The sequence below is a fragment of the Carnobacterium sp. AT7 genome, from assembly GCF_000171855.1.
GTDB lineage: Bacteria > Bacillota > Bacilli > Lactobacillales > Carnobacteriaceae > Carnobacterium_B > Carnobacterium_B jeotgali.
This window is the reverse complement of record NZ_ABHH01000061.1, coordinates 1-1,775: the sequence shown is the minus strand read 5'-3', so window position 1 is coordinate 1,775 and position 1,775 is coordinate 1. Positions and strand designations below refer to the sequence as shown.

3 protein-coding genes are annotated in these 1,775 nt (G+C 34.7%); all 3 read left to right on the top strand.

Annotated features, from left to right (window positions below; translation table 11 throughout):
• The first annotated feature begins 110 nt into the window (after nucleotides 1–110).
• Nucleotides 111–575 carry a single-stranded DNA-binding protein gene (locus CAT7_RS11895; protein ID WP_007725952.1) on the top strand — a complete coding sequence of 155 codons (465 nt, stop codon included), beginning with the start codon at nucleotides 111–113 and terminating at the stop codon, nucleotides 573–575.
• A gap of 543 nt (nucleotides 576–1,118) precedes the next feature.
• Nucleotides 1,119–1,424, top strand: a complete 306-nt coding sequence (locus CAT7_RS11885; RefSeq protein ID WP_007722438.1) for a hypothetical protein — start codon at nucleotides 1,119–1,121, stop codon at nucleotides 1,422–1,424.
• Nucleotides 1,411–1,775, top strand: a 365-nt coding sequence (locus CAT7_RS11880; RefSeq protein ID WP_007725946.1) for an HNH endonuclease, incomplete at its 3' end; no start/stop codon positions are given. The genes CAT7_RS11885 and CAT7_RS11880, both read left to right, overlap by 14 nt.

The following is a 1,775-nucleotide window of genomic DNA, read 5'->3' as shown; positions in this document are numbered from 1 at the left end:
AATGACATGAATAATTTCGGGTCACAACTTAATCCAGAATCACCAGCTCCAGTAGAAGAACCTGGCAAATGGAATAAGTTAAAAGTTAAAGTTAAAGGGTGGTTTGGTAAATGAATTCAATAAATATCATTGGAACATTAGGAAGAGATCCACAAATCAACGCAGCCGGAACAATGGCCAGTTTTAGTATTGCTGTTAAAAGAAAATTCAAGAACAAACAAACAAATGAATATGAAACAGATTGGTTCAACTGCAAAGCTTTCAACAAGACAGCAGAACTCGTTAGAGATAATTTCTCCAAAGGTTCTCAAATCGCATTCGAAGGACATCTTCAAAATAACAATCATGAGAAAGACGGCAAGATGGTTTATCGTGATGAAATCATAGTAGATGGCATTACCTTTATTGGCTCTAAAAACAGCGCACAATCAAATGGAGACTATCAACAGACAAATATTCAACAATACAATTCAAATCAATCTAGCAATCAGAATAGTAGTCAGTTTTCGAATCGTGATCCGTTTGAATCTAATGGACAACCAATTGATATTTCAGATGATGATTTACCATTTTAACAGAACAATAAGTAGAGGTAGGTGATCATCATAAAATTCCAATGGCTGAAAGATTATCAAGAGACTGAAGAAAGAATTGCTTATCTTAAATGGAATATCAGAAGAACAAAGTACGAATTAGAACGTTGGGAAGATAGTACAGACTTATGTAAAGTATTCCTAGTCAAAGAATCAAAAGTTCGAAAGTTGAAAAACATTAGAACTACTAGAAAACGAATTAACCTTTCAGAGAGATGCATGCGTCTTTACTTCTTTTATATACATTTAAAGGATAGAGACCAGATACTAGATGAGTATGTGAGTAATCTAGAGTGTGCTGAGACTAATACTCGCATGTCATATCAGCAGAACACGCTGATAGAGAGATAGACTTCTAGTGATGGGAGAGTCAAATAGATGCATCAAATGTCAGATTAATGTAATACAGTACTTGTATTTTTTATTGCTTTTAAAAGATTATAGTAACAACATAAGAAATCGACGAAAGAGCAGCTGCTTAAATGTAGTTGCTCTTTTGTTATACAAAAAAAGGAGAGGTTGATAATGCGAACAGAAATTAGAAAGACAGCACAAGGAACTGAATACTGGGACAACATTGAAAAACGCAGCGTGTTTGTACCTGCTGGAAAGAAGCCAGGCTTTGAAGTAACAGAAAATCCTAAGTCAATGGTTCATGTGGAAGAAAAGAAAAAGGTTGAAGAAGTAGACGTTGATTCAATGAACCTTAAGCAATTGAAAGAACATGCTGCATCATTAGAGATTGAGCTGCCTAAAGAAGTTAAGACTAAAGCAGAAGTACTGAAGCATATCAAAGGTGAAGAAGTAGTTGAGGAAGATGAAGTACTGTGAGTTTAATGGATGCACCAACAAGATAGCCAAAGGTGCACACTGTGACGAACACAAGCGATCTAAGAAGTCTGCTGCTAAGAAAAAGAAGCAAAAGGATATCTATCACCACGAGAACAAATCATTTTATAAATCTGATGAATGGAAAACTACAAGAGATTTTATTTATGAAAGAGATCTCGGTTGTTGTCAGCGATGTGGCAAGTTCGTCTTTGGAAGAAGTGCACACGTGCATCACAAGATACCAATTAAAAAGAATCCTTTATTGAAATTAGATTTAAATAATTTAATTCTTCTTTGTCCTAAATGCCATATTAAAGAAGAAAACAAAGTTGGCGAAGAAAAAGTATTTCC

Coding starts and splice junctions, on each gene's coding strand:
- CAT7_RS11895 (WP_007725952.1), top strand. CDS start 111: ATGAATTCAATAAATATCATTGGAACATTAGGAAGAGATCCACAAATC.
- CAT7_RS11885 (WP_007722438.1), top strand. CDS start 1,119: ATGCGAACAGAAATTAGAAAGACAGCACAAGGAACTGAATACTGGGAC.